Annotated in this window: 19 protein-coding genes; 13 read left to right on the forward strand and 6 right to left on the reverse strand. The window is 72.6% G+C overall.

Translation table 11 applies throughout. The features are described from left to right. Positions 1–14: 14 nt before the first annotated feature. Positions 15–206 carry a hypothetical protein gene (locus tag RM779_RS19820; protein ID WP_077062171.1) on the forward strand — a complete coding sequence of 64 codons (192 nt, stop codon included), beginning with the start codon at positions 15–17 and terminating at the stop codon, positions 204–206. An 86-nt stretch (positions 207–292) separates the two neighbouring features. Here the strand turns inward: RM779_RS19820 and RM779_RS19825 are convergent, their stop codons facing one another. Further along, positions 293–1,183 (reverse strand): SCO1860 family LAETG-anchored protein, encoded by an 891-nt coding sequence (locus tag RM779_RS19825; RefSeq protein ID WP_311619080.1) that lies wholly within the window; start codon positions 1,181–1,183, stop codon positions 293–295. Between the two features lie 105 nt (positions 1,184–1,288). Continuing rightward, positions 1,289–2,413 carry an amidohydrolase family protein gene (locus tag RM779_RS19830; protein WP_311619081.1) on the reverse strand — a complete coding sequence of 375 codons (1,125 nt, stop codon included), beginning with the start codon at positions 2,411–2,413 and terminating at the stop codon, positions 1,289–1,291. A gap of 119 nt (positions 2,414–2,532) precedes the next feature. On the opposite strand from RM779_RS19830, the gene RM779_RS19835 reads away from it, so the two are divergent. The 6 genes from RM779_RS19835 to thpD all read left to right on the forward strand — a co-directional run bounded on the left by RM779_RS19835 (position 2,533) and on the right by thpD (position 7,393). Next, on the forward strand, positions 2,533–3,108 hold the full coding sequence (locus RM779_RS19835) for a SigE family RNA polymerase sigma factor (protein WP_311619082.1): 576 nt from the start codon (positions 2,533–2,535) through the stop codon (positions 3,106–3,108). 28 nt (positions 3,109–3,136) lie between these two features. Continuing rightward, positions 3,137–3,775: a hypothetical protein gene (locus RM779_RS19840; RefSeq protein WP_311619083.1), complete on the forward strand. Its 639-nt coding sequence runs from the start codon at positions 3,137–3,139 to the stop codon at positions 3,773–3,775. Between the two features lie 392 nt (positions 3,776–4,167). Next, on the forward strand, positions 4,168–4,704 hold the full coding sequence (gene ectA / locus RM779_RS19845; RefSeq protein WP_311619084.1) for a diaminobutyrate acetyltransferase: 537 nt from the start codon (positions 4,168–4,170) through the stop codon (positions 4,702–4,704). Positions 4,705–4,770: 66 nt separating this feature from the next. Beyond that, positions 4,771–6,039, forward strand: a complete 1,269-nt coding sequence (gene ectB / locus RM779_RS19850; protein WP_311619085.1) for a diaminobutyrate--2-oxoglutarate transaminase — start codon at positions 4,771–4,773, stop codon at positions 6,037–6,039. A 38-nt stretch (positions 6,040–6,077) separates the two neighbouring features. Continuing rightward, positions 6,078–6,473, forward strand: a complete 396-nt coding sequence (locus RM779_RS19855) for an ectoine synthase (RefSeq protein ID WP_311619086.1) — start codon at positions 6,078–6,080, stop codon at positions 6,471–6,473. A 20-nt stretch (positions 6,474–6,493) separates the two neighbouring features. Then, on the forward strand, positions 6,494–7,393 hold the full coding sequence (gene thpD / locus RM779_RS19860; RefSeq protein WP_311619087.1) for an ectoine hydroxylase: 900 nt from the start codon (positions 6,494–6,496) through the stop codon (positions 7,391–7,393). Positions 7,394–7,460: 67 nt separating this feature from the next. Here the strand turns inward: thpD and RM779_RS19865 are convergent, their stop codons facing one another. Both RM779_RS19865 and RM779_RS19870 read right to left on the reverse strand, forming a co-directional pair. Further along, complete coding sequence (locus RM779_RS19865; protein WP_311619088.1) at positions 7,461–8,576, reverse strand: glycoside hydrolase family 53 protein; 1,116 nt, start codon at positions 8,574–8,576, stop codon at positions 7,461–7,463. 71 nt (positions 8,577–8,647) lie between these two features. Further along, the gene (locus tag RM779_RS19870; RefSeq protein WP_311619089.1) at positions 8,648–10,648 is read right to left on the reverse strand and encodes a beta-galactosidase; all 2,001 of its coding nucleotides are present in this window, start codon (positions 10,646–10,648) and stop codon (positions 8,648–8,650) included. Between the two features lie 136 nt (positions 10,649–10,784). On the opposite strand from RM779_RS19870, the gene RM779_RS19875 reads away from it, so the two are divergent. The 4 genes from RM779_RS19875 to RM779_RS19890 are packed head-to-tail and all read left to right on the forward strand — an operon-like array spanning position 10,785 to position 14,894. Then, positions 10,785–12,083 (forward strand): extracellular solute-binding protein, encoded by a 1,299-nt coding sequence (locus RM779_RS19875; protein ID WP_311619090.1) that lies wholly within the window; start codon positions 10,785–10,787, stop codon positions 12,081–12,083. Beyond that, positions 12,080–13,000: a carbohydrate ABC transporter permease gene (locus RM779_RS19880; protein ID WP_311619091.1), complete on the forward strand. Its 921-nt coding sequence runs from the start codon at positions 12,080–12,082 to the stop codon at positions 12,998–13,000. Before RM779_RS19875 ends, RM779_RS19880 begins: the two co-directional genes overlap by 4 nt. After that, positions 12,997–13,863 (forward strand): carbohydrate ABC transporter permease, encoded by an 867-nt coding sequence (locus RM779_RS19885; RefSeq protein WP_311619092.1) that lies wholly within the window; start codon positions 12,997–12,999, stop codon positions 13,861–13,863. Before RM779_RS19880 ends, RM779_RS19885 begins: the two co-directional genes overlap by 4 nt. Positions 13,864–13,865: 2 nt before the next feature. Beyond that, on the forward strand, positions 13,866–14,894 hold the full coding sequence (locus RM779_RS19890) for a LacI family DNA-binding transcriptional regulator (protein WP_311619093.1): 1,029 nt from the start codon (positions 13,866–13,868) through the stop codon (positions 14,892–14,894). An 89-nt stretch (positions 14,895–14,983) separates the two neighbouring features. On the opposite strand, the gene RM779_RS19895 is transcribed toward RM779_RS19890, so the two are convergent. Then, positions 14,984–15,883, reverse strand: a complete 900-nt coding sequence (locus RM779_RS19895) for an aminoglycoside phosphotransferase family protein (RefSeq protein WP_311619094.1) — start codon at positions 15,881–15,883, stop codon at positions 14,984–14,986. Positions 15,884–16,021: 138 nt separating this feature from the next. Here RM779_RS19895 and RM779_RS19900 point away from each other — a divergent pair, with 138 nt between their 5' ends. After that, positions 16,022–17,143 carry a hypothetical protein gene (locus RM779_RS19900; RefSeq protein WP_311619255.1) on the forward strand — a complete coding sequence of 374 codons (1,122 nt, stop codon included), beginning with the start codon at positions 16,022–16,024 and terminating at the stop codon, positions 17,141–17,143. A 55-nt stretch (positions 17,144–17,198) separates the two neighbouring features. Here the strand turns inward: RM779_RS19900 and RM779_RS19905 are convergent, their stop codons facing one another. Then, on the reverse strand, positions 17,199–18,185 hold the full coding sequence (locus RM779_RS19905; protein WP_394813339.1) for a helix-turn-helix transcriptional regulator: 987 nt from the start codon (positions 18,183–18,185) through the stop codon (positions 17,199–17,201). A gap of 63 nt (positions 18,186–18,248) precedes the next feature. On the opposite strand from RM779_RS19905, the gene RM779_RS19910 reads away from it, so the two are divergent. After that, positions 18,249–19,613, forward strand: coding sequence for an FAD-binding oxidoreductase (locus tag RM779_RS19910; protein ID WP_311619095.1), 1,365 nt, complete (start codon positions 18,249–18,251; stop codon positions 19,611–19,613). The last annotated feature ends 6 nt before the right edge of the window (positions 19,614–19,619 follow it).

Here is a 19,619-nt window from a genome sequence, read left to right on the forward strand (position 1 = left end):
TCCCCGGGAACGCCATGAACATCGAGTGGGCCGTACTCGGCCAGGTCATCCTCGTCTCCGTGCTGCTGACGGTGGCGGTGGTCGGCCTCTTCTCCCTCGGCATCCGCGCCGGATCGGCCCGGTCCTCGGCCCGCCCGGCCGGGTACCTCTGCTTCTCGCTGTGCGCGGCGGCCGTCGGCTACGGCATCTGGATCGTCGCCACCTGAACCGGGCGCCGGGGCCCGCGAGTCCGCGGGCCCCGCCGCCTCCGGCCCGGCGTCTACCGGCCCGGTGCCTCCCGGCCCGGCGCCGCTCAGCCCCGGCCGGCGGCGGCCCGCCGGCGGCGGGCGACCAGCACGGTGGCCGCGCCCGCGACGAGCAGGCCGGCCGCGCCGCCGACGACGTAGGGCGTCGAGGAACCGCCGCCGGTCTCCGCCAGGTCCGCGTCCGCGGGCTGCTCCTCCGTGACGGTCCGCGTGCGCGGCCCCTCCCCGGCGGCCGGGGCCGCGCAGCTCACCTCGGCGAGCGTGACCGTGCCGGTGACCTCCGCGACGTTGAGGTCCAGCGGGTTGACGTGAACGGTCAGGTCCAGGGCGCTCGCCGCGGCGGTGCCCTGGCCCGTCTCGCGGGTGGACAGGCCGAGGCCGACGTCGCCGACGCCCGGCACCGACACGTTGGTGGTGCCCTCGGCGGTGAGGGCCGCCTCGCGGCCGAGCACGGTGGCCGTGGCCGGCATGTCCGTCTCGGCCGTGGGCTCCTCCCCCACGGGGCAGGCGGCGCGCGCGGAGACGGCCTCCAGCTCGATCACGGACAGCAGGGGCAGCCCGGGGACGTGGACGCGGGCGCCGGTCAGGGAGGTTTCGGCGAAGGCGCCGTCGGCGCCGGTCGTGGCGGTGGCCGAGGCTACGTCGGCACGCAGCAGCTCGAACGGCTGCCCGCCGTCGACGCCTTCGAGCGACGCGGTCAGCGCGGTGTCGTCGGCGCTGCCGCCGCCTTCCGGCGCGCTGACCTCGTTGAGTGCCGCCGCCAGCGGGACGCGGACCTCGCCGTCGAGGAGGGAGACGTCGAGGCCGGCGCGCAGTACGGCGGCGTTCGCGGTGCCCTCGCTCTGGCCCTCGTCGGCGTGGGCCGTGGCGGTGGGGGTCGTCAGGGCGGCGGCGGCGAGCAGCGCGGCGGCTGAGCGGCGGCAGGCGGATCGGTTCACGGCAGGGAACTCCCACGGGAAGGTGTTGCTGGGACGCCCGCCATCCTTCGATCTCATGTGCCGAATCGCCCCCGATCCGGGGCCGCTTCACCCGAACGGGGTAACTCAGGCGACGATCTGCCCCCGCAGCACAACGCGTTGCGGATCGGCCAGGATGCCGAGGTCCTGCCGCGGGTCCTCCGCGTAGACGACGAGGTCGGCCGGTGCGCCCTCGGTCAGGCCGGGCCTGCCGAGCCAGGCGCGGGCCCGCCAGGTCGCGGCGCCGAGGGCGTCGTGAACGGGGATGCCGGCGGTGCGCAGCTCGGCGACCTCCCGGGCGATGAGTCCGTGCGGCAGCGCGCCGCCCGCGTCGGTGCCCGTGAAGACGTCGAGACCGGCGTCGTGGGCGGCGCGCACGGTGTCGTACCTGCGGGCGTGGAGCCTGCGCATGTGGGCCGACCAGCGCGGGTACTTGGCCTCGCCGCCGTCGGCGAGGCCGGGGAAGGTCGCGATGTTCACCAGGGTCGGCACGATGGCGACGCCGTGCGCGGCGAACAGCGGGATGGTGTCCTCGGTCAGCCCGGTGGCGTGCTCGACGCAGTCGATGCCGGCCGCCACCAGGTCGGGCAGCGAGTCCCCGGCGAAGCAGTGGGCGGTGACCCGGGCGCCCGCCTCGTGGGCGGCGGCGATCGCGGCGCGCAGGGCACCGGCGGGCCAGCAGGGCGCCAGGTCGCCGCGTTCGCGGTCGATCCAGTCGCCGACGAGCTTGACCCAGCCGTCGCCGCGGGCGGCCTGGTGCCGGACGGCGGCGACGAGGTCCGCGGGCTCCACCTCCTGCGCGTAGTTGCGGATGTAGCGCCGGGTGCGGGCGATGTGGCGGCCGGCGCGGATGAGGTGCGGCAGGTCGGTGCGGGCGTCGATCCACCGGGTGTCGGCCGGCGATCCGGCGTCGCGCAGCAGCAGGGCGCCCGCGGCCCGGTCGGCCAGGGCCTGCTTCTCGGCGGCGGCCCGGTCGACGGCGCCGTGGGCGTCGAGCCCGACGTGGCAGTGGGCGTCGACGAGTCCCGGCAGCACCCAGCCGGTGAGGCGGACGGTTTCGCGGGCGCCGCGCGGGCGTTCGTAGGTGATCCGGCCGCCGACGACCCACAGTTCGTCCCGCACGTCGAGGTCGGGTCCGCCGTCGGGTCCGGGGCCGACCAGCACCCGGCCGCTGATGTGCAGCACGGGCGGGAGAACGGGTCGTTCACTCATGCTCGGCAGCTTACGCATTGACTGCTACGCTCGCCGGGGGCTGGACGGAGAGACGAACGCTGCACGTCCCGTCGAACAACTTCGACGGATTCAGGAGCCGTTGACCGAGGGAGGTTGGCGTGTCCGGCCCCAGCGATGAGTTCCACGCCTTCTTCGAACAGCACCATGCGGAACTGTCCAGGCTGGCCCGGCTGTTGCTGGGCGGCACCGAGGGTGCCGACGGTGCGGACGACCTGGCGGCCGACGCGCTGGTCGCGATCTGGCACCGCTGGGACCGCGTGCGCGCGGCCGATCACCCGCTGGCGTACGCGCGCGGCGTGGTGGCGAATCTCGCGAGATCCCGTATCCGCAGCCGGGTGCGGGAGCGCCGCCGCATCGCGCTGTTCTGGTCCAGGGGCACCGAGCCCGCGGAGGGTCCCGATGTGCCCGCGGTGCTCGACGTGCGGGCGGCGCTCGGCCGGCTGCCCTACCGCAAGCGCGCCTGCGTGGTGCTGCGGCACGCGTTCGACCTCTCCGAGCAGGAGACCGCGCGCGCCCTGGGGATCTCGGTGGGTACCGTGAAGAGTCAGACCTCGCGGGGCATGGCCGAGTTGCAACGGCTGCTCGTCGAGGCGGCGGCCCCCGAAGGCGAGGGCGGGACCGGGGAGTTCCTCCGTGTGCTGCGTACGGGCCCGGTGCAGCGCAGGAGTTGGTGAGCAGCGAGGGGACCGCGGAAGAGGAGCCATGGGAGACCGCCCGGACGCACGCGAGTTGCTGCGCGCGGCAGCGGCCGCGCACCGGCCCGACCGGGCACGGATGCTGGCGCGCGTCGAGCGCGGAACGGCGAGGGAGCCGCGGCGGACGGCGGCCAGGCTCCGGGTGGCGGCCGCGGCGGTGGGGTTCGCGGTCACGCTCGCGCTCGCGACGCTCGCCGTCGGCTGGGCGGGCGGCGGTGACGGGCGGCCGACGGGGCCCGCGCGGCCGTCGGCGGCGGAGCGGCTCGCCTCCTCGGGCGCGGTGGACGCGGGCAGCCACGCCTACTGGTCGCAGAGCAATGTCACGGTGGAGACGAGAGAGCCGCTGACGTCGTTCGCCGTCGAGGTGCGGGTGGTGGCCGAGGCGGGGATGCGGCCCACCGGGGGGTGGCGGACGCTGCCGGGCGACGACTTCGATCTGTCGGCGGCCAACGAGGACGGTGATCTGGTGTTCCGCTGGGAGCTGCGGCCGGGGGCCGAAGTGCCGCCGGGCGAGCACGTGTTCGCCGCACAGTACGACCACGATCTGGGGGCCCGCGGCGCGGGCCTCGACCGGTACCGGGTGACGGGGTCAGGGCCCTCGGGGCCGGTTGCCGCGAGTGGCGGCTTCGACACTTCCGCGGGATAATTCTTCGACGCCTCTTCCGGCTCTTCGGCTTGAAATTCAACAAGTGTTTCCCGGGTAATTCCGACGGACTGTGCGGGCCTCTTCTGCCCGCTTTATCGAGGTCTAAACGGGACATCTACGGGATCGTGACCCATCACTGGATCGGGCCAACATCGTCACTTCTTCGTTACGGACATGTGACCGACTCCACACGACTGTCCGCTTTGCCCGGTAACTAACGGACAGAACGTAACTTTTCGCTCCGAACAAAGAGGGGCGTCCACGCGCGCGCGATAACACATCCGGCGCGCCCTGTTAAGCCCGACTGGCGATGCAATTTCCCGACCTGCTGGGTAAATTAAATCTGCATGACCCCCGCACAAGCAGACCATGCACGTGCCCGACCCGATTTCATGGACAGTGAATTCCCCGCAGGACGTGAAGGGCTCACGCTCGACACCCCGCGCCTGGACGACGGGGCCGCCCTGTGGCGTCTTGCCCGGGACTCCAGGGTCCTGGACCTGAACTCGTCGTACAGCTACCTCCTGTGGTGTCGCGACTACGCGCGCACCTCGATCGTCGTCAGGGACGCCGCCGGCGAGCCGGTCGGCTTCATCACCGGGTACACCCGCCCTCAGGCGCCGCGCACCCTCCTGGTGTGGCAGGTCGCCGTCGACGGCGGTCAGCGCGGACGCGGTCTCGCTGCCGCGATGCTGGACGCTCTCGTCCTCAGGACGGGCCGGGAGCTGGGGGTGAACACGATCGAAACGACCGTCACACCGGACAACACCGCCTCCAACCGACTCTTCGCATCCTTCGCCGAGCGGCACGGGGCCGCCGTGGAACGCGAGGTGCTGTTCGACGCCGGGGTGTTCCCCGAACGGGGCCACCAGCCGGAAGTGCTGTACCGGATCGGGCCGATACCCGAGCCGGCGGCCGCCGTCCGCTGACCCGACCCGACCGACACCGCTTCCGCCACTCCCCGCGTGATCAACCCCTGAGATCAGGAGACCGTTGTGACCATCACCCAGCCCGACCTGAGCGTCTTCACCACACTGGAGTCCGAGGTCCGCAGCTACTGCCGCGGCTGGCCCACCGTCTTCGACCGTGCCCAGGGCAGCTACCTCTTCGACGAGGACGGGCACACCTACCTGGACTTCTTCTCCGGTGCCGGCTCGCTCAACTACGGGCACAACAACCCCGTGCTCAAACGCGCCCTGCTCGACTACCTGGAGCGCGACGGCATCACCCATGGCCTGGACATGTCCACCACAGCGAAACGGGCCTTCCTCGAATCGTTTCAGAACGTGATCCTGCGGCCCCGCGACCTCGACTACAAGGTCATGTTCCCGGGCCCGACCGGCACCAACGCGGTGGAGGCCGCGCTGAAGCTGGCCCGCAAGGTCAAGGGCCGCGAGTCGATCGTCTCGTTCACCAACGCCTTCCACGGCATGTCCCTCGGCTCGCTCGCCGTCACGGGCAACGCGTTCAAGCGCGCGGGTGCCGGCATCCCGCTGGTGCACGGCACGCCGATGCCGTTCGACGACTACCTCGACGGGCAGACCCCGGACTTCATCTGGTTCGAGCGGCTGCTGGAGGACGCCGGGTCCGGCCTGAACAAGCCGGCCGCCACCATCGTGGAGACGGTGCAGGGCGAGGGCGGCATCAACGTGGCCCGGCCGGAGTGGCTGCGCGGCCTGGCCGACCTGTGCCGGCGGCACGACATGCTGCTGATCGTCGACGACATCCAGATGGGCTGCGGACGCACCGGCCCGTTCTTCTCCTTCGAGGAGGCCGGGATCGTTCCCGACATCGTCACGGTGTCGAAGTCGATCAGCGGCTACGGGCTGCCGATGGCGCTGACGCTCTTCAAGCCGGAGCTCGACGTCTGGGAGCCGGGCGAGCACAACGGCACGTTCCGCGGCCACAATCCCGCGTTCGTGACGGCCGCCGCGGCGCTCGACACGTACTGGACCGACGGCCAGATGGAGAAGCAGACCCTCAGCCGCGGCGAGCAGATCGAGGCGTCGCTGCGCGCCATCGCCATGGAGCACGCGCACGCCGGTGCCTCCTACCGCGGCCGCGGCCTGGTGTGGGGCATGACGTTCGACGAGAGCGCCCGCGCCTCCCGCGTGTGCCGCCGCGCCTTCGAGCTGGGGCTGCTGCTGGAGACCTCGGGCCCCGAGAGCGAGGTCGTCAAGCTGCTCCCCGCGCTGACGACCACCCCGGAGGAGCTGGACGAGGGACTGCGCGTCCTCGCCCGCGCCATCCGCGAAACCGCCTGAAAGCCCACAGCCGAAAACCGGAAGGGAAGTACAACGCCGTGATCGTCCGATCGCTCAGCGACATCGAGGGAACCGACCGGGACATAGAGTCCGCCTCGGGCACGTGGCGCAGCAAGCGCATCGTGCTGGCCAAGGAAGGCGTCGGTTTTTCGCTGCACGAGACCGTGCTCTACGCGGGTACGGAGACCACTATGTGGTATGCGAACCACATCGAGGCCGTGTTCTGCGTGGAGGGCGAAGCAGAGCTCACCAACGAGAACACCGGCGAGAAGCACTGGATCAAGCCCGGGACGATGTACCTGCTGGACGGGCACGAGAAGCACACGGTCCGTCCCAGGACCGACTTCCGGGTGATGTGTGTCTTCAACCCGCCGGTCACCGGCCGGGAGGACCACGACGAGAACGGCGTCTATCCGCTGCTCACCGAGGTGTAAGGAGAGGAAGGAAGCACCCCATGACCACCGCACCCGAACGCACCGCCGACCTGTATCCGACCCGCGGGGCCACCGAGGTGACCACGCCGCGCCAGGACCCGGTGGTGTGGTCCGAGCCCGGCGCCCGAGGGCCGTTCGCCGCCGGGGAACTCGCGGCATTCGAACGGGACGGCTTTGCCGCCATCGACCAGCTGATCACGCCGGAGGAGGTGCTGGCCTACCGCGCGGAGCTTGACCGGCTGGTCACCGATCCGGACATCCGCGCCGACGAACGCTCGATCGTCGAGCCCACGTCGCAGGAGATCCGCTCGGTGTTCGAGGTGCACAAGATCAGCGAGAAGTTCGCCGAACTCGTGCGTGACCCCCGGGTGCTCGACCGGGCCCGGCAGATCCTCGGCTCGGACGTGTACGTCCACCAGAGCCGGATCAACGTCAAGCCCGGGTTCGGTGCCAGCGGCTTCTACTGGCACTCGGACTTCGAGACGTGGCACGCCGAGGACGGGCTGCCGCGGATGCGCACGGTGTCGGTCTCGATCGCGCTGACGGAGAACTTCGACACCAACGGCGGCCTGATGATCATGCCGGGCTCGCATCTGACGTTCCTCGGCTGCGCGGGCGAGACACCGAAGGACAACTACAAGAAGTCGCTCCAGATGCAGGACGCGGGCACCCCGTCCGACGAGGCGCTGACCGGTTACGCCGACCGGCACGGCATCAAGCTGTTCACCGGCCGGGCGGGCTCCGCCACCTGGTTCGACTGCAACTGCATGCACGGCTCGGGTGACAACATCACCCCGTACCCGCGCAGCAACGTCTTCATCGTGTTCAACAGCGTGGAGAACGCGGCGGTCGAGCCGTTCGCGGCGCCGGTCCCCCGCCCGGCCTACATCGGCGCCAGGGACTTCACCCCGGTGCACTGAGGCCCGGACGCGCAGGGGCGCCGGCCACCCTCGGGGTGGCCGGCGCCCGTTCGTGCGGTGACCGCGATCAGCGCCAGCGCGCCGCCGGTAGCGCGCGGCCGGTGAAGTCGAACAGCGCCTGGTTCTCCCAGGCGTTGCCCGAGGACGGGTCGGCCGGGTCCCAGCCGTTGCCGGGGGTGGCGGTCCAGGCGGGCTCCCAGTAGAACATCCCGCGCCCGCGGCCGCCCGGCACGCTCGCGACCACCTCGGAGAGCGCCCCCATCCACGCCGCCTGCCCCTCGACGGTGGGGTGGAAGTCGTCCGGCAGCAGCGAGGAGTCGGCGATGATGTTGGGATGCCCGTCCGCGTCGTCCAGGGTGAACGGGTAGGCGGTCTCGGCGACGATCACGTCCTTGCCGTAGCGGGCGGCGACATCGTTCATGTTGATCTGCAACTCGTCGAGCGTGCCGTGCCAGTAGATGTAGAACGACAGCGCGATCACGTCGAACGGCACGCCCCGCGCGACCGCGTTGTCGAACCACCAGACGGTGCCCCCGTTGTCGCCGCCCTCCGCGAGGTGCAGGGCGATCTCGGTGCCGGGCGAGGCGTCGGCCGTCGCCCGCGCGCCCGCGGTGAGCAGCCCGGCCAGGGCGTCCCAGTCGTCGGTCGAGCCGTCGGGCCAGAGCATGCCGCCGTTGATCTCGTTGCCGATCTGCACCATGGAGGCGGCGGTGCCCTGGCCGCGCAGCCCGTCCAGCACGTCGAACGTGTGGTCGTACAGGGCCTGTTCGAGGGCACCGCCGCTCAGGCCCGCCCAGGCGGCCGGCTTGCGCTGCTGGCCAGGATCGGCCCAGCTGTCGGAGTAGTGGAAGTCGATCAGCAGCCGCATGCCCAGGGCGTTCGCCCGCTGCGCCATGGTCAGCACCTGCTGCTTGCCGTGGTAGCCGTCGGGCGAGTCCACCCAGACCTTCAGGCGTACCCAGTTGGCGCCGCCCTCCTGGAGGATGCGCAGCGGGTCGCCGACGGTGTTGTCGCTGTAGCGCCAGACCGCGCCCAGGTCCTCGGCCTTGAGGACGGAGGAGAGGTCGACGCCCTGAACCGGCAGCGGAACGGCGTGCGCGGTACCGCCGGCCAGGGCGTTCAACGCGACCGGGCCGGCCAGGGCGGCCGTGCCCGCGCGCAGGAGCGTTCGTCTGTGCATCATGGGTCCCTTCCATGAGTGACAGTGATTGACCTGTGGCGCGTCGAGCGGGGGCGGTGCCGTTCAGGTGCCGTTCAGGTGCCGAGGTGCACCACCCGCACGGCTCCCGCGGGAACGGCCAGGGGGCCGGTCACGCGCGCGCCGGTGAGCAGTTCCGTGCCGGGGGCCGGCGGGGTCACCGTGGCCTCGTCGGCGGTGTGGTTGAGCGCGAAAAGGAAGTCGCCGCCCGCGCCGGAGCGCCGGACCACTTCGACGTCGCGGGGCAGGTCCTCGCGCGGAGCGAGACCGGCGTCGGCGGTGGCCGCGGCCAGGACGGCACGCAGTCCGTCCTGGCCGAGCCGCGCGGACACGTACCAGGCCGTGCCGCTGCCGATGTGGTGACGGGTGACGGCGGGGCCGCCTGCCGCCGGGCCGTCCGCGTAGGTCCAGACCGGCTCGGCGCCCGTGGTCCGCACCGTCTCGGCCCACACGTCCGCGGTCAGCAGGGCGCCGTCAGGACCGGCGAGCCGCACGCTCTCCCCCGCGCGCAGCGGCTGGAACTCCTCGACGACCAGGCCGAGTACGTCGCGCAGCGCGCCCGGGTGCGGGCCCGGGTGGACGGCGTCGTGCGCGTCGACGATGCCGGAGAAACAGGAGACGACGAGGGTGCCGCCGCGCTCGGTGTAGCGGCGCAGGTTCTCGCCGGCGGCGCGGCTGGCGAGGTAGAGGGCGGGCACGACCAGCAGCGGGTGGTCCGTCGGCCCCTCGGCCTCCGGGTGCACGAAGTCCACGGTCAGGTGGTGGTCGAACAGCGCGGCGTACCAGGACTCGGCGCGTTCCCTGGCGTCCAGGTCGTCGCTCGGGCGCCATTCCAGTTTCTGTGCCCACCAGGATTCCCAGTCCCAGGCGATGGCCGCGTCCGCGACGGTGCGGGTGTCCTTGATCCGCTGCAACGCGCCGATGTCCGCGCCGAGTTCGACGACCTCGCGCCAGATGCGGCTGTCGGTGCCGGCGTGCGGCACCATCGCCGAGTGGAACTTCTCCGCGCCGGCCCTGGAGGCGCGCCACTGGAAGAACATGGCGCCCTCGGAGCCGCGGGCCACGTGCGCCAGGCTGTTGCGCGCCATTTCCCCGGGGCGCTTGGCGATGCCGCGCGGCTGCCAGTTGACGGCGCTGGTGGAGTGTTCGAGGAGGAGCCAGGGGCGGCCCGCGCCGACGGAGCGGGTGAGGTCGGCGGCGAAGGAGAGGTTGATGTGGTTACGGTCGTCCTCGGCCACCAGGTAGTGGTCGTTGGTGACGATGTCGACCTCGCGGCCCCACTTCCAGTAGTCCATGGTGTCGCACTGGGTGGGCGAGACCATGAAGTTGGTGGTCACGGGGATGCCGGGGGACAGCTCGTGCAGGATGTCGCGCTCGGCGCGGAAGTTCTCCAGGGCGCTGTCGGAGGCGAAGCGGGCGAAGTCCAGGCGCTGGGCGGGGTTGGCGGTGGTGGGGGTGAGCCGGGGCGGCCGGACGTCCTCCCACTCGCCGTACGCCTGGCCCCAGAAGGCGGTGCCCCAGGCCGCGTTCAGCGCCTCCACGGTGCCGTACCGTTCGGCGAGCCAGCGCCGGAAGTGCGCGGCCGAGGTGTCGCAGTAGCACTCCAGGACCGGGACGCCGTACTCGTTGTGCACGTGCCACAGTTCGAGTGCGGGGTGGCTGCCGTAGCGTTCGCCGAGCGCGCGGGTGATCCGGGTGGCGGCCTCGCGGTAGGCGGGCGAGCTGTGGCAGATCGCGCCGCGTGAGCCGAACTCCCAGCGCACACCCTCGCGGCTGACGGGCAGCGCCTCGGGGTGCGCGCGGTAGAACCAGGCCGGGGGCACCACGGTGGGGGTCGCGAGGTCGACGCGGATGCCGCCCTCGTGCAGCAGGTCGAGGAGGCGGTCCAGCCAGCCGAACTCGTGGTGTCCCTCGCGCGGTTCGAGCAAGGCCCAGGAGAAGATCCCGACGCTGACGAGGGTCACCCCGGCCTCGCGCATCAGCGCGACATCCTGCGGCCAGACCTCCTGCGGCCACTGCTCCGGGTTGTAGTCCCCGCCGAACGCGAGTCGTTCCATGTGCATTGTCTCCGCGCCTCTCTGTGAACGTACACAGGCAACATAACCGCACAGCCGCAACCATTGACAAGTGTCGGCACCGTTTCTCTACTGTGAACGCTCCCAGACACCGGCCCGTCATCCGCCCGGAGGAATCATGCACCGACGCCGCGTCGCCGCACTCTCCTGCTCCGCCGTCCTCACCGCCACCGCGCTGACCGCCTGCGGCGGCTCGGACGACTCCTCCGGCTCCGGCCCCGTCGACCTCACCTACTGGGCCTGGGCGCCGGGTATGGAGCAGGTCGTCGAGATCTGGAACGAGGCCAACCCGGATATCCAGGTGACCGTCAAGGAGCAGGCCGCCGGTGACGACCTCGTCACCAGGACGATCACCGCCGCCCAGGCCGGCCAGGGCCCCGACCTGGTCCAGGCCGAATACCAGGCGCTGCCCACCCTCGTCAGCAACGACGTGCTCGCCGACATCTCCGAGCAGGTCGGCGCCGACGTGGCGGACGAGTTCGCGCCCGGCCTGTGGCAGCAGGTCACGCTCGGCACCGACGCGGTCTACGCCCTGCCGCAGGACTCCGGGCCGATGATGTTCTTCTACCGGCACGACCTCTTCGAGGAGTACGGCCTGACCGTCCCCACCACCTGGGACGAGTTCGCCGAGACCGCGCGCACCGTCCGCGACGTCGCCCCCGACACCTACCTCACCACCTTCTCCGCGAACGACGCCGGCTCCTTCGCCGGACTCGCCCAGCAGGCCGGCGCCCAGTGGTGGACCACCGAGGGCGAGACCTGGCAGGTCGCCATCGACGACGAGGCCACCCGCCGCGTCGCCGAGTTCTGGGGCGGCCTGGTCGCCGAGGACGCCATCCTCAACGAGCCCATGTACACGCCCGCGTGGAACCAGGCGATCAACTCCGGCGAGCAGATCGCCTGGGTCAGCGCCGTCTGGGCGCCCGGCACCCTCACCACCGCCGCCCCCGACACCGCGGGGAACTGGGCCATGGCGCCGCTGCCGCAGTGGGAAGCGGGCGAGAACGCCACCGGCAGCTGGGGCGGCTCCACCACCGCCGTCACGAACGACTCCGAACACGCCGAGGCCGCCGCCGAGTTCGCCACCTGGCTGAACACCGACCCCGAGGCGCTGGCCGCGCTGGTCCGCGAGGGCGGCATCTACCCCGCCGCCACCGCCGCCCAGACCGGCGAGGCCCTGGCCGAGCCGCCCGCCTTCCTCCCCAACCAGCCGGACTTCTACGCGCAGGCCGCCGAGATAGCCGCCGGCACCGCGCCCGCCGCCTGGGGGCCCAACGTCAACGTCGCCTACTCCACCTTCAACGACGCCTTCGGCGAGGCCGCGCAGGGCCGCGGCGACTTCCTCGCCGCCCTCACCGCCATGCAGCGCTCCGTCGTCGAAAACCTGGAATCCCACGGCTTTCAGGTGAGCGAGTGACCCGCCGCCCGCGGCCCGGGGCGCGGCGACGCGCCCCGTGGGCCTTCCTCGCCCCGGCCATCGTCCTGTTCCTGCTGTTCTTCGCCCTGCCCATCGGCTACGCCATCCACCTGAGCCTGCGCACGATCGAAGTGCGGGGCCTCGGCCTCGGCAGCGGCGCCCGCCGCGAGGTCTGGGCCGGACTGTCCAACTACACCGACGCGCTGTCCGACCCCGAACTGCTCGACGGCGCCCTGCGCGTCGGCGTGTACGGGCTCATCGTGGTGCCCGTCATGCTCGGGCTCGCGCTGCTGTTCGCGCTGCTCCTCGACGCCGACCGGGTCCGCGGACGCCGCTTCGGCCGCCTGGTGATCTTCCTGCCCTACGCCGTGCCAGGCGTGATCGCCGCCCTGCTGTGGGGCTTCCTCTACCTGCCGTCCGTCAGCCCGCTGCACCACACCCTCGACGCGCTCGGCCTGCCCGAGCCCGACCTGCTCGGCGGCGGCGCGCTGTACGCGGCCCTCGCCAACATCGCGGTCTGGGGCGGCACCGGATTCAACATGATCGTCATCTACACCGCCCTGCGCGCCATTCCGGCCGACGTCCACGAGGCCGCCCGCCTCGACGGCTGCTCCCAGCTCCAGATCGCGCTGCGCATCAAGGTCCCCATGGTGGCGCCCGCGCTCGTGCTCACCTTCTTCTTCTCGATCATCGCCACCCTCCAGGTCTTCAGCGAGCCCACCACGCTCCGCCCCCTGACCAACGGCATCTCCACCACCTGGAGCCCGCTGATGAAGGTCTACCGCGACGCGTTCGACACCGGCGACGTCCACTCCGCCGCCGCGACCGCCGTCGTCATCGCCGTCGTCACCCTCGCCCTGTCGTTCGGCTTCCTGCGCGCGGCCGGCGCCCGCACCCGCCAGGAGGAAGCCCGATGACCGCCCAGGCCCTGCGCCAGGGGCGCGCGGCCCCGCGCCGCGTCGCGCTGCTGCCCACCGCCGCGCTGCTGCTCGGCGCCCTGTACTGCCTGGTGCCCGTGGCGTGGGTGCTGGTCGCCTCGACGAAGGCGGGCGACGAGCTGTTCTCCACGTTCACCTTCGCCCCCGGCACCGGACTGCTGGACAACATCGCCGACCTGTCCGCCTACCGCGACGGCGTGTACTGGCGGTGGATGGCCAACTCCGTGCTCTACGCGGGTGTCGGCGCCGTCCTGTCCTGCGCGGTGTCCGCGCTGGGCGGGTACGCCCTGGCCGTGTACCGGTTCCGCGGCCGGGAGGCCGTCTTCGGGGTGCTGCTGGCCGGGGTGCTGATGCCCCCGGTGATCCTGGCCGTGCCCCAGTACCTGCTGCTCGCCGAGGCCGACCTCAGCGGCAGCAGGCTGTCCGTGCTGCTGCCCGTCCTGCTGTCCCCCTACGGCATCTACCTCGCCCGCATCTACGCGACGGCCGCGGTGCCGTCCGACGTGCTGGAGGCGGCCCGCATGGACGGCGCGGGCGAGTGGCGGACCTTCCGGACCGTCGCCCTGCCGATGATGCTGCCGGGTCTGGTCACGATCTTCCTGTTCCAGTTCGTCGCCATCTGGAACAACTTCCTGCTGCCGTTCATCATGCTCAGCGACGACGAGAAGTTCCCGATGACGCTGGGCCTCTACACGCTGCTGAACCAGGGGTCCAACAGCCCCTCCCTCTACACCCTGGTGATCACCGGCTCGCTGCTCGCCGTGCTGCCGCTGATCGCCCTGTTCCTGTTCATCCAGCGGTTCTGGAGCCTCGACCTGCTCACCGGCGCCGTAAAGTCGTGAGCGTGAGCCCGAACAACGCGACGCGGCGCCGGCGGCCGACGATCCACGACGTGGCGCGGGAGGCGGGTGTCTCCCGCGGCACCGTCTCCCGTGTCCTCAACGGAGGCCACTACGTCAGCCCCGCCGCCGCCGAGGCCGTGAACGCCGCCATCCGCAGGACCGGCTACGTGGTCAACCGGCACGCGCGCAGCCTGATCACCGGACGGTCCGGGTCCGCGGCGTTCCTGCTGACCGAGCCACAGGAGAAGTTCTTCGAGGACCCCAACTTCAACGTGCTGCTGCGCGGCTGCACCCAGGCCCTCGCCACCCACGACATCCCCCTGCTGCTGATGATCGCCGGCACCCGCGAGGAGCAGCGCCGCATCACGCGGTACATCTCCGCCGGCCACGTGGACGGCGTGCTGCTCGTCTCCAGCCACACCGGCGACCCGGTGGCCGAGGCGCTGGTGCACGCCGGGATACCCGTGGTCATGTGCGGCCAGCCGATGGGGCACAGCACGCGGCTCGCGCACGTCGCGGCCGACGACCGCGACGGTGCCAGGCAGATGGTGCGCCACCTGCTGACCGCCGGCCGCCGCCGCATCGGCACGGTCACCGGGCCGCTGGACACCCCGGGCGGCGTGGAGCGGCTCGCGGGCTACCGCGAGGTGCTCGCGGACGCCGGGCTGCCGGCCGACGACAGCCTCGTCGAGGCCGGGGACTACAGCCGCGACGGCGGCGCCGCGGCCGCGTCGGCCCTGCTGACGCGCCGCCCTGACCTGGACGCGCTGTTCGTCGCCTCCGACCTGATGGCGCAGGGCGCCCTGGCCGTGCTCGAACGCGCCGGGCGCCGCGTGCCCGCCGACGTGGCCGTCGGGGGCTTCGACGACTCCACCGCGGCGGTCGGGTCCCGCCCCGCGCTGACCACGATCCGGCAGCCCTGGGACCGCATCAGCGCCGAGATGGTGCGCGTCCTGCTGTCGCAGATCGGCGGCGAGGACAGCTCGGCCGTCATCCTCCCCACCGAGCTGATCAGACGCGAATCGGCCTGAACGCACCGGGTTCGCGGCCACCGGGCCGCAGGCGGAGCCGGCCGGGACCTGCGCCTCCCCAGGTGCGCTCCCGGCCGACGCCGCCCGGATCAGGTGAGCAGCTCCGCCAGCCGCTCCGTGAGTTCCACGAGCCACGCCTGTTCACCGTGCAGCCGGCCCCAGTGGGCCGACCGCACGGTGCGCAACTGGGCCCAGCGCCTGGCCCGTTCGCGGTCGACGCCCGCGGCGTCGGCGAAGATGTCGATGCGGCGCAGCACCGGGGTCCTCAGGTCGTCGGCGCCGATGACGTCGAGCAGACTGCGGCGCACCAGGGTGAACGCCTCATACGCCGGGTCGCCCGCGTAGCCCTTGGGGTCGATGGCGAGCCACGGTTCGCGCTCCGCACGCAGCACGTTGCCGTGGTGCAGATCGCCGTGCACGAGGGTGTCGGGCTGGTCGCCGCACAGCTCGGCCACGGTGGCCAGCGCCGCGTCCGTCACGCGGCGCGGCAGCGGGCGGCCCAGCGTCTCGTCGTTCTTGCGCAGCTCCTCCGCCCACTCCCCCGCCCGCTCCGCGAGCCGCGGCAGCCCGGGCGGTGCGGGCACCGCCAGGCGGCGCAGCACCCGCCCGCCGATGGCGACCGCCTCCTCCGCGTCGGTCACGTCGGCCAGCGTGCCGGGCCCGGCGCGCTCCAGCAGCATGGCGAACGAGGCGTCGTCGCGCGCGTACAGCTCCACCGCGCCGCGCCCCTGCCACACCGCGAACGCGTCGGGCTCGTGCACGTTGCCCGGGTGGGTGAAGGAGATCTTCAGCACGGCCGGGGTCCCGTCGGCCCGCCGCACGGGCACGACGAGGCCGACCTTCCCGTGGGTGACCCGCCCTTCGGCCACGCAGCCCCAGCGCGCGAGCAGGTCGTCGGCCAGCGCGGGCAGCCCCGCGAGCCAGACCTCGCCCCGCTCGCCCTCGCGATCCGCGGTGAGGCGGATGAAGTTTCCGGGAATCCCGACCATGTTCGCACCCTAGCCGCTGTTCATGTGAACGTCGTCCGCGCGACGTCCGCAGCGGGCGGGCAGCTTCATTCGCACTTTCTAGGGTCCCGATGCTTGTCCGTTCACCGAACCAGGGAGAACACCGTGCGCAAGGCCAGGATGACTTTCGCCGCAGCCGCGGCCGTCGCCGCCGTCGCCCTCGCGACGCCGGCGCTCGCCGCCCCGCAGCAGGACGGTCCGGGCGGGCTGCCCACCACCATCCACGGCGGGACGTGGCCGACCAGCCACGTGCAGGGCGTCACCGTCGACCGCGAACGCGGTTTCGTCTATTGGTCGTTCACCCAGATGCTGGTGAAGACCGATCTGGAGGGCAACGTCGTCGGCACCGTCGAGGGGCTCACCGGGCACCTCGGCGACATCGACCTGAACGCGGCGGACGGCCGGGTCTACGGATCGCTCGAGTACAAGGCGGAGGAAGCGTTCTACATAGCCGTCTTCGACGTCGACGCCGTCGACCGGGTCGGCATGAACGCGGAGACCGACGGCGTGATGACGGCCGTTCACCTCGACGAGGTGGTCGAGGACTTCACCGCCGACATGGACGGCGACGGCGTCTTCGACGGCGACACCGCCGACACCGCCGACCACCGGTACGGGTGCAGCGGCATCGACGGCGTCTCCTTCGGCCCGTCCTTCGGACGGCAGCACGGACCGCAGCGGCTGATGGTGGCCTACGGGGTGTACTCGAACACCGAAAGGACCGACAACGACCACCAGGTCATCCTGGAGTACGACGTGCGCACCTGGCACAGGTACGAGCGCCCGCTCTCGCAGAGCGACCCGCACCGCAGCGGGCCGCGCCGCCCGGCCGGGAAGTTCTTCGCGTACACCGGCAACACGACGTACGGCGTGCAGAATCTGGAGTACGACGAGCACACGGGGAACTGGCTGATGGCCGTCTACGACGGCGTGAAGCCGCAGTTCCCCAACTACTCGTTCTTCATCGTCGACGGCTCGGCGCGCCCGCGGTTCGGCGAGATCGCCGGGCAGCCCGAGCGGGAGTACGGCCGGCTGCTCAGCCTGGTGGACGGCGGCCTCCGCGACCCGGCCACCGGCATCCGCGGCTGGGACTTCCACGGCAACTACGGGCTGGCCGCGCTCGGCGACGGCTACTACTACGCGGCCGAGGGCGGCCCGGTGCCCGGCGGTCAGGAGGGCGAGGCGCACCTGTACCGCTGGACCGGCGCCACCCCGACCCCGTTCGAGCGCGTCACCCGCTGAGGTCCCGCCGCCCGGGCGCGCGGCGCCCGGGCGGCACCGACGCGGGGAGCCGCGGTCAGCCGGGCAGTCGGCCCTTGAGCTCGCGGAGTCCGGACCTGACCTCCCCGGAGGCGTCCAGCAGCTCCACGGCGGCGCCGAGGGCCGCGAGCACGGCGATGTACTGCGTGACCAGCTCGGCGGACTCCGCGCTGAGCCGGACGGCGCACGCGTCAGGCCCGAGCGGCTCAATCTCGCCCGGCACGTGCACGAACAGCCGGGACCGCACCGCGTCGGCCCCCAGCGCGACCAGGAGCCGGGCGGTGTGACGGTACGCGGCGGCGGCGAACGACCGGGTGAGGTAGTCGGCCGGGCCGGACGCGGGCAGCTCGCGCGGCTCGAACCGGCGGTGTGCGGGCAGCGGGTCCGCGATCCGGTCGGCACGGAAGCTGCGCCACCCTTCCCTGCCGGGGTCGTAGGCGATCAGGTACCACCGCCCCTGAACGGTGACCAGGTGGTGCGGCTCGACGCGCCGCGCGCTGCCCGCACCGGCACGGCCGCGGTAGTCGAACGCCAGCACCTCGCGGTCGCGGCAGCACGCGGCGAGCACGCCGAGCACCATGGGGTCGACGCGCGGGGCGCCGCGCGCGGGGACGGCGACGGCCACCCCGCCGAGGGCCGCCAGCCGGGGCCGCAGGCGGGCCGGCAGGACGCGTTCCAGTTTGGCCAGCGCACGCACCGAGCTTTCCTCCGCCCCGGCGACGCCGCCGCCCGCCACCGTGATCAGCCCGAGCGCGACCGCCAGCGCCTCCTCGTCGTCCAGCGGCAGCGGCGGCAGGCTCCGGCCGGACGCCAGCCGGTAGCCGCCGGCGGTGCCGGTGGTGCTCTCCACCGCGTAGTCGAGCGCGCGCAGCCGGTCGATGTCCCGGCGCACCGTGCGGTCGCTGACGCCGAGGCGCTCGGCCAGCTCGGCGCCCGCCCATGCGCGTCGGCTCTGGAGCAGGGACAGCAGGCGCAGCAGCCGCCCCGGCATGGCGTGACGTGCTGATTCCGATTCCTCGCTCACACGTGCCAGATTGCCATCCCTTGCGGACAGGTTCTGTCCACAAGGGCTCCTAGCGTGAGCCGCATGAACGACATCACGCATCAGCTCGACGCCCGCGTGCGCGGACCGGTGTACCGGCCGGGCGCCGACCGCTACGACGCGGAGCGGACCGGATTCCAGCTCCTCGACCCGCACCACCCCTCGGCGATCGTGGCCGCGGACGGCGCCGAGGACGTGCGGGCCGCCGTCGCGTTCGCCGCCGGGCACCGGATGCCGCTGGCGGTGCAGTCCCGCGGGCACGGCCGCACGGCACCCGCCGGGGGCGTGCTGATCAGCACGCGCCGTATGTCCGGCGTACGGGTGGACCCGCTCGCCCGCACCGCATGGGTCGAGGCGGGCGCGACCTGGGGGCAGGTGATCGAGGCGGCGGCGCCGCACGGCCTGGCGCCCCTGTCGGGCAGCTTCCCCGAGGTGGGCGCCGTCCCCTACACGCTGGGCGGCGGCCTGGGGCTGCTGGCCCGGCGGTACGGCTTCGCCGCCGACCACGTGCACCGCCTCGACGTGGTCACCGCCGACGCGCGGCTCCGCCGGGTCACGGCGGACTCCGACCCCGACCTGTTCTGGGCGCTGCGCGGCGGTGGCGGCAACTTCGGCGTGGTCACCGGCATGGAGATCGGCCTGGTCCCGGCCGCGCGGTTCTACGGCGGCAGCCTGTGCTTCGACGTCGGGGAGGCCCCCGACGTGCTGGACGCCTGGCGCCGCTGGACCGCCACCGTGCCCGAGGAGATGACCTCGGCGGTGACGACCCTGCCGTACCCGGACGTCCCGGGGCTGCCCGCGGCACTGCGCGGGCGCCAGGTGGCCCGTATCCAGATCGCCTGCCTCGCCACGCGGGAGGAGGGGCGCCGCCTGGTCGAGCCGCTGCGCTCGATCGGTCCCGTCCTGCTCGACACGCTGCGCGAACTCCCCTACGCCGACTCGGGCACGGTGTTCGACGAGCCCGACCAGCCGCACGCCTACCGTTCACGGAACGTCCTGGTGCGCGACCTCGCCCCGGACGCCCTGGCCCATCTGACGAAGGCGGCGGCCGGACCACCGGCGCCGGTGATGACCGTGGTGGGGCTGCGGCACCTGGGCGGCGCCCTCGCCCGCGCCCCGCGGGTCGCCGGCGCGGTCGGTCACCGGGAGGCCGCGTACCTGGTGACGGTCCTGTCCCCGGTGGGCCCCGGCGAGGGAGAGGTGGTGCGCGCGACGCACCGCGAGGCCCTCGCGCCGTTCGCCGGGGACGTCCTCGGGATCTCCCTCAACTTCGCCTTCGGCCCGCTGGGCGAGGAGGAGATCCGCTCCGCGTTCGACCCCGCCGCCTACGAACGGCTCACCGAACTCAGGGCCGCGTACGACCCGCACGGCCTGTTGCACGTCAACCACGCGATCCCGGCCGCCCGTTGAGGACCG

Origin of the sequence: Streptomyces johnsoniae (assembly GCF_031845565.1) — a bacterium.
In the GTDB taxonomy this organism is placed as follows: domain Bacteria; phylum Actinomycetota; class Actinomycetes; order Streptomycetales; family Streptomycetaceae; genus Streptomyces; species Streptomyces johnsoniae.